The sequence below is a fragment of the Streptomyces sp. NPDC006265 genome, assembly GCF_040613555.1.
Lineage (GTDB): Bacteria > Actinomycetota > Actinomycetes > Streptomycetales > Streptomycetaceae > Streptomyces.
Window position 1 is genome coordinate 1 of record NZ_JBEXSH010000530.1, and the last position, 6,284, is coordinate 6,284.

Sequence of the window (6,284 nt, forward strand, 5' to 3'; positions counted from 1 at the left end):
GTCGTGGGGTCGGGCTGGAAGTTGAAGACGCCCTTGAGGAGCGTGCCGTACCAGCTGTCCGGAGGGATCGTGCCGGAGATGTCGAAGGCCTTGTCGGTGAGGCCGGGCAGGAAGTCGGCCTCTTGGAGGTCGTGGAAACCGTAGGCGAGGACACCGGCCGCCACGACCACCAGCATGCCGCCGGTCCATGTGAAGAACTTCGCGAGGTTGATGCGCAGCGCGCCGCGGTAGAACAGCCAGCCCAGGAGGACTGCCGTGAGGAGGCCCAGGGCGACGCCGAGCAGCGGGCGGGGCGTGCCGTCGCTCGCCGCGTGGACCGACGCCCAGACGAACAGGGCCGTTTCCAGGCCCTCCCGGCCCACCGCGAGGAAGGCCGTGGCGACCAGCGCGCCCGTGCCCATCGCCAGCGCCGCGTCCAGCCGGCCGTGCAGCTCCGACTTGAGGTGGCGGGCCGTGCGGCGCATCCAGAACACCATCCATGTCACCAGCCCGACCGCGAGGATCGAGAGGGACCCGCCCAGGGCCTCCTGGGCCTGGAATGTCAGTTCCTGGGAGCCGAATTCGAGGGCGCAGCCGAAGCCGAACGCGAGGGCGATCGCGACGGCTATCCCGGCCCAGATCGGCTTCAGGGCGTCCCTGCGGTCCGTCTTGACCAGGTAGGCGATGAGGATGCAGACGACCAGGCTCGCCTCCAGGCCCTCGCGCAGACCGATCAGGTAGTTGGAGAACACGTGCTCAGGCCTCCTTCGAGAACAGCGTCCGGCCCCACCAGTCGTCCTTGTCGCGGACGCCCGGCGGGACGGCGAAGAGCGCCGAACCCACGTGCTGGATGTACTCGTTGAGCGCATCGGCGGCCAGGCTGCGCTGGATCGGGATGAAGCCCTTGCGGACGTCGCGCTGGTAGGCCAGGAAGAACAGGCCCGCGTCCAGGCGGCCGAGGCCGTCCGTGCCGTCGGTGAAGGAGTAGCCGCGGCGCAGGATCGTCGCCCCGTGGTTGGTGTCGGGGTGCGCCAGCCGGACGTGCGCGTCGGGCTTCATCGCCTTCAGGAACGGCTCGTCGCGCTCCTTGGCCTTGCCGACCGGGGCGCCCTCGCCCTTGTCGCGGCCGAAGATGTCCTCCTGCTCCTGGAGCGAGGTGCGGTCCCAGGTCTCGATGTGCATGCGGATGCGGCGGGCCACGAGGTAGCTGCCGCCCGCCATCCAGGCCGGTTCGTCCTTCTCGTCCACCCAGACGAACTTCTTCAGGCGGTCCGTCTCCGTGCCCGCGATGTTGCGGGTGCCGTCCTTGAAACCCATCAGGTTGCGCGGCGTCTGCGCCTCGGGCGTCGTCGAGGACGTCTTGCCGAAGCCGAGCTGCGACCACTTGATGACGACCTTGCCGAAGCCGATGCGGGCCAGGTTGCGGACGGCGTGGACCGCTACCTGGGGGTCGTCGGCGCAGGCCTGGATGCACAGGTCGCCGCCGCTGCGGTTCTTGTCGAGGTTGTCGCCCGCGAACTTCGGCAGGTCGACCAGGGCCTCCGGGCGGCGGTCCGTGAGGTCGAACTTCTCGAACAGGGACGGGCCGAAGCCGATCGTGAGGGTCAGGCGGGAGGGCTTCAGGCCGAGCGCCTCGCCGGTGTCGTCCGGGGGCGCCTCGGCCAGGCCGCCGAACGCGCCCTCGCCGACGGCGTGTCCGGCCGTCATGCGCCGGGCGGCCGCCGTCCAGTCCTTCAGCAGCCGGACGAAGGCCTCACGGTCGTCGGTCGTCACGTCGAACGCGGCGAAGTGCAGGCGGTCCTGCACCGGCGTGGCGATGCCCGCCTGGTGCGGCCCGTGGAAGGCGATCGCCGAGCCGGCCGGTTCGGTGTCGTCCTCGGTGCGGGCCATCGCCACAGCTCCGCCTGCCGCGGCCGCGCCGAGCGCCAGGCCCGCGCCGCCCCAGCCGAGCAGGGAACGGCGACTGGGGGAAGGGGAGTTGGTGTCCGTCATGGCTACTTCACCACCGCCGCGGCGAGCTTCGACAGCGGCTCCGCCAGGGCGTTGACCGCGTCCGAGAGCTCCTTGCGGTCGGCCTTGCCGACCTTGTCGTAGGAGGTGAAGTCGTACGACGTCGGGTTCGAGCGGTACTGGTCGAGCAGCTTGTCCAGGGCCGCGAACTGCTCGTCGAGTTCGGTGACGAGAGCCGCGTCGTTCTCCTTCGCGACCGGCTTCAGCAGGTCGTAGGACTTCTGCGCGCCCTCGACGTTGGCCTTGAAGTCGACCAGGTCGGTGTGCGAGTAGCGCTCCTCCTCACCGGTGACCTTGCCGGTGGCGACCTCGTCGAGGAGTTCCTTGGCGCCGTTGGCCATGGAGGTGGGGGTGATCTCGGCCCTGCCGACCCGGTTCTGCCAGTCCTTCAGGTCCTTGATCAGCTGGCCGGCGAGGTCCTTCTCGCGGGTGCCGATCTTCTTGTCCTGCCAGAGGGCCTTCTCCAGGCGGTGCCAGCCCGTCCAGTCGGTGGCCGGGTCCTGGCCGTCCTCCAGACCGTCCTCACGGACGTCGACCTTCGGGTCGATGTCGCCGAAGGACTCGGCGACCGGCTCGGTGCGCTCCCAGCCGATGCGGGAGGGGGCGTAGGCCTTCTTCGCCGCCTCGAGGTCGCCGTCCTTGACGGCCTCGGCGAACGCCTCGGCCTTCGGCAGTGTCTCGTCGGCCTGCGCTTGCGCGTAGGCGCGGTAGGCCGCGACGGCCTTGTCCAGACGCGGGTCGTGCTTGACGGCCTTGCCGCCGGTGGCCTTGACGGCCTGGCGGATGCCGTCGCCCTTCATGCCGGGCTTGCAGGCGATCTGGTAGTCGCCGGCCTTCACCTCGGCGGTGACCCGCTGCCTGGTGCCGGGGCCTATGTTCTCCCGCTCGGTGACCACACGGTCGTCGGGGAAGAGGACGTAGACCTCGGTGACCTTGGAGCCCTTGTTCTCGACGGCCAGCTCGACGTGCCCGGCCGGGAACTCCTTCTTCGACACCTGGCACTTGTCGTCCGTCGCCGTCACCTTGATCACGTGGTCGCCGTCCTTCGCGTCGCTCTTCTCGGTGCAGCCGGTGACGGCGGCCAGGGCCGCCGCGGCGGCGATGACGACGGAAGCGGGACGAGCGGGTCGCATGAAGGCTCCAGGAGAGAGGAAGGTGAGGCTCACCTAAGACAGCACCCAAGGATGACTCAAGTGGCTCAAAATCGCCGTCATGATTGGGTCAAGGGAAGGTCAAAAGACCCATCGCGCCCCCTGCCTCGCCGACCCACGCACGTGACCGGAGAGAATGCCCCTCGTGACTGACTACGACGTGCTCCGCGTCTTCTGCGGGCCGAACGGTGGGTACGGCAACGAGCTCGGGGTCGTGCGTGAAGGGTCCGTGCTGCCCGAGCGGGAGGAGCGGCAGGCGTTCGCCGCGAAGGTCGGGTTCAGCGAGACCGTGTTTGTCGACGATCCCGAGCGCGGAGTGATCGACATCTACACGCCCACGCTGCGGCTGCCCTTCGCCGGGCACCCCTGTGTCGGGACGGCGTGGCTGCTCGACGTGCCCGAGCTGGTGACGCCCGCCGGAGTGGTCGGGGCCCGGCAGGACGGGGAGTTCTGCTGGATCGAGGCGCGGGCGGAGTGGGTGCCGCCGCGGACGCTGCGCCAGTACGGCGGCGCCGCCGAGGTCGACGACCTGGCCGTGCCTCCGCCGGGAGAGTGGGTGTACGCCTGGGCGTGGGAGGACGAGCCCGCCGGGCGGATCCGGGCCCGGGCCTTCCCCGGCCGGGGCGACGGTATCGACGAGGACGAGGCGACCGGAGCCGCGGCCCTGCTGCTCACCGACCGGCTGGGCCGGGCCCTCAACATCACCCAGGGCGCGGGCTCCCAGATCCTCACCGCGCCCCAGCCGGGCGGATGGACCGAGGTCGGCGGCCGGGTCCACCTCGAGCGCTGACCCGGGTGGGGCGCGTCCGTACGGGTGGAACAGCGTGCGAGGGCGGCGGTGAACGGGGATCTCCGGGCGTGACCCAAGCACCACCGCGAGAGCAATCTCATGCGCATTCGATCCGCTGTGGCCGTCGTCGCCCTGACCGCCGCCCTGTCCGCCACCGGTGCGGCGGCGGCCTCCGCCGGCAACGACCGTCAGGAGTACCGCAACGGCCACCGTGGCGTGCAGCCCGTGCTTCGGTGAGCTCAAGGCCGAGACCGCCGAGATCGAGTGGGGCGGGGCCGTCTGCCACGACGGTCCGTTCGGCATCTGAGCAGGACGGGCCCGGCTCTCTCCCGAGCCGGCACCGGGGCCCCTCGCCGCGTGCGAGTGAGCCTCGCCCGTTCACGCCGTCAGAGGGAACTCCTCGCCCAGGGCCTCGAACATCTCGTTGTTCAGCCCGTACGCCCGCTTGCACTCCGCCACGATCCGCTGCCGCTCCAGCTCGTCACCGGTCACCGCGTCCAGCAGCTCGCAGTAAGTCCGCTTGAAGGCGGCCGGGTTCCCGATCTCCTCGAACACGTAGAAGCGGACTCCGTCGCCCTTCTTCGAAAAGCCCCATGTCTTCTCGGCCGTGTCGCGGATGATCTGCCCGCCGGAGAGGTCGCCCAGGTAGCGGGTGTAGTGGTGGGCGATGTAGCCGGCCGGCCAGGTGTGGGCGCACGCCGTGATCCGTTCGGCGTACTCCAGGGTGGCGGGCAGCGCGCTGACCGCCGTCCGCCAGCCGGGGCCGCGCAGATACTCCAGGTCCCGCTCCAGCGCCGTCAGACGGAACAGCTCCGAACGGACGAAGGGGCCGGCCACCGGGTCCGCGACCAGGTGCCGGGCGCCGGACTCCAGCGCGCCGTACACGAACCACAGCTGCTCCGTGTAGCGCGCGAACGCCTCGACCCCCAGTTTGTGCCCCAGCAGGTCGCCGATGAAGGTCGAGCCCCTGGCCTCCTCGTGCTGCTCGCGGGAAGCGGTCCGAAGGAGCGTCGAGAAGGATTCCATGCGCACACTTTTCCCGACGCGCTGTCGGTAAAACCTCGGTGCTTAATAGACGCGGCCCGCCCTCGGAGGGAGGGCGGGCTGTGGGGTGCGGGTGGCGGGGTTACGGCAGCGTGAGGATCTCCGTGCCCGAGTCCGTCACCAACAGCGTGTGCTCGAACTGGGCCGTCCGCTTCCGGTCCTTCGTGACGACCGTCCAGCCGTCGTCCCACATGTCGTACTCGTGCGTCCCGAGCGTCAGCATCGGCTCGATCGTGAACGTCATGCCGGGCTGGATCATCGTGGTCGCGTGCGGGCTGTCGTAGTGCGGGATGATCAGGCCCGAGTGGAACGAGGAGTTGATGCCGTGCCCGGTGAAGTCCCGGACCACTCCGTAGCCGAAGCGCTTGGCATAGGACTCGATGACCCGGCCGATGATGTTGATCTGCCGGCCCGGCTTGACCGCCTTGATCGCCCGCTCCAGGGACTCCCGGGTCCGCTCCACCAGCAGCCGCGACTCCTCGTCGACGTCACCCACCAGGTAGGTGGCGTTGTTGTCGCCGTGCACACCACCGATGTACGCGGTCACGTCGAGGTTGACGATGTCGCCGTCGCGCAGCACCGTCGAGTCCGGGATGCCGTGGCAGATGACCTCGTTGACGCTTGTGCACAGCGACTTCGGGAAGCCGCGGTAGCCCAGCGTCGAGGGGTAGGCGCCGTGGTCGCACATGTACTCGTGCGCGACTCTGTCCAGCTCGTCCGTGGTCACCCCGGGGGAGATCAGCTTCGCGGCCTCCGCCATCGCCCGGGCCGCGATCCGGCCGGCCACGCGCATCGCCTCGATGGTCTCGGGCGTCTGCACCTCCGGTCCTGTGTACGGCGTCGGCGCGGGCTTGCCGACGTACTCGGGGCGGCGGATGTTTCCGGGCACGGAACGGGTGGGGGACAGCTCCCCTGGGACAAGCAGCGACTGGCCAGACATGCCAGCGAGTCTAACCAGCGGTGATGGGGGAACATGTCGATGGCGAGAGGAGCTGGTCATGGCCCTGTTCAAGAAGCGGACGGTCGGCAAGCCGGGTGAGTGGTACTACTGCCTGGAGCACAAGAAGGTCGAGGAGGGGCCGGAGTGCCCCAACAAGGACCGGTTCGGGCCGTACGCCTCCCGCGCGGAGGCCGAACACGCGATGGCGACCGCCCGCGAGCGCAACCTCCAGTGGGAGAACGACCCCAAGTGGCACGACGCCCCGGCGGGCAGCCGGGACGACGAGAGCTGATCCCAGCGACGCCCGGGGCCGCGGCCCCGGGCGTTCGTGATGTCTGCGGGGTGTCCCCGGAGCCGGCGGCGGGACGCC

General features: G+C 70.0%; 8 protein-coding genes. 3 read left to right on the forward strand and 5 right to left on the reverse strand.

Annotation, left to right across the window (positions count from 1 at the left end; all coding sequences use genetic code 11):
- From efeU to efeO, 3 genes are all read right to left on the reverse strand, one after another.
- The coding region (gene efeU / locus ABZ281_RS32835) for an iron uptake transporter permease EfeU (RefSeq protein WP_356661444.1) at positions 1-731 on the reverse strand (731 nt) is incomplete at its 3' end.
- Positions 732-735: 4 nt separating this feature from the next.
- Positions 736-1,971, reverse strand: coding sequence for an iron uptake transporter deferrochelatase/peroxidase subunit (gene efeB / locus ABZ281_RS32840; protein ID WP_356661446.1), 1,236 nt, complete (start codon positions 1,969-1,971; stop codon positions 736-738).
- A 2-nt stretch (positions 1,972-1,973) separates the two neighbouring features.
- Positions 1,974-3,122, reverse strand: coding sequence for an iron uptake system protein EfeO (efeO, locus tag ABZ281_RS32845; RefSeq protein ID WP_356661448.1), 1,149 nt, complete (start codon positions 3,120-3,122; stop codon positions 1,974-1,976).
- Positions 3,123-3,285: 163 nt separating this feature from the next.
- Between efeO and ABZ281_RS32850 the strand changes: the two genes are divergently transcribed.
- Positions 3,286-3,930, forward strand: coding sequence for a PhzF family phenazine biosynthesis protein (locus tag ABZ281_RS32850; protein ID WP_356661450.1), 645 nt, complete (start codon positions 3,286-3,288; stop codon positions 3,928-3,930).
- A 99-nt stretch (positions 3,931-4,029) separates the two neighbouring features.
- A complete protein-coding gene (locus tag ABZ281_RS32855) occupies positions 4,030-4,167 on the forward strand; it encodes a hypothetical protein (RefSeq protein ID WP_356661452.1) in 138 nt (45 codons plus the stop codon).
- 141 nt (positions 4,168-4,308) lie between these two features.
- On the opposite strand, the gene ABZ281_RS32860 is transcribed toward ABZ281_RS32855, so the two are convergent.
- Positions 4,309-4,956 carry a biliverdin-producing heme oxygenase gene (locus tag ABZ281_RS32860; protein WP_356661454.1) on the reverse strand — a complete coding sequence of 216 codons (648 nt, stop codon included), beginning with the start codon at positions 4,954-4,956 and terminating at the stop codon, positions 4,309-4,311.
- 100 nt (positions 4,957-5,056) lie between these two features.
- Entirely contained in the window at positions 5,057-5,914 is an 858-nt protein-coding gene (gene map, locus ABZ281_RS32865; RefSeq protein ID WP_356661456.1) for a type I methionyl aminopeptidase, read from the reverse strand.
- 58 nt (positions 5,915-5,972) lie between these two features.
- Here map and ABZ281_RS32870 point away from each other — a divergent pair, with 58 nt between their 5' ends.
- Complete coding sequence (locus ABZ281_RS32870; RefSeq protein WP_356661458.1) at positions 5,973-6,206, forward strand: hypothetical protein; 234 nt, start codon at positions 5,973-5,975, stop codon at positions 6,204-6,206.
- Positions 6,207-6,284 lie beyond the last annotated feature (78 nt).

What these genes read in the sequence shown, in the direction of transcription:
- efeB (WP_356661446.1), bottom strand. Translation starts at nt 1,971, where the DNA reads ATGACGGACACCAACTCCCCTTCCCCCAGTCGCCGTTCCCTGCTCGGC.
- efeO (WP_356661448.1), bottom strand. Translation starts at nt 3,122, where the DNA reads ATGCGACCCGCTCGTCCCGCTTCCGTCGTCATCGCCGCCGCGGCGGCC.
- ABZ281_RS32855 (WP_356661452.1), top strand. Translation starts at nt 4,030, where the DNA reads ATGCGCATTCGATCCGCTGTGGCCGTCGTCGCCCTGACCGCCGCCCTG.
- ABZ281_RS32860 (WP_356661454.1), bottom strand. Translation starts at nt 4,956, where the DNA reads ATGGAATCCTTCTCGACGCTCCTTCGGACCGCTTCCCGCGAGCAGCAC.
- map (WP_356661456.1), bottom strand. Translation starts at nt 5,914, where the DNA reads ATGTCTGGCCAGTCGCTGCTTGTCCCAGGGGAGCTGTCCCCCACCCGT.
- ABZ281_RS32870 (WP_356661458.1), top strand. Translation starts at nt 5,973, where the DNA reads ATGGCCCTGTTCAAGAAGCGGACGGTCGGCAAGCCGGGTGAGTGGTAC.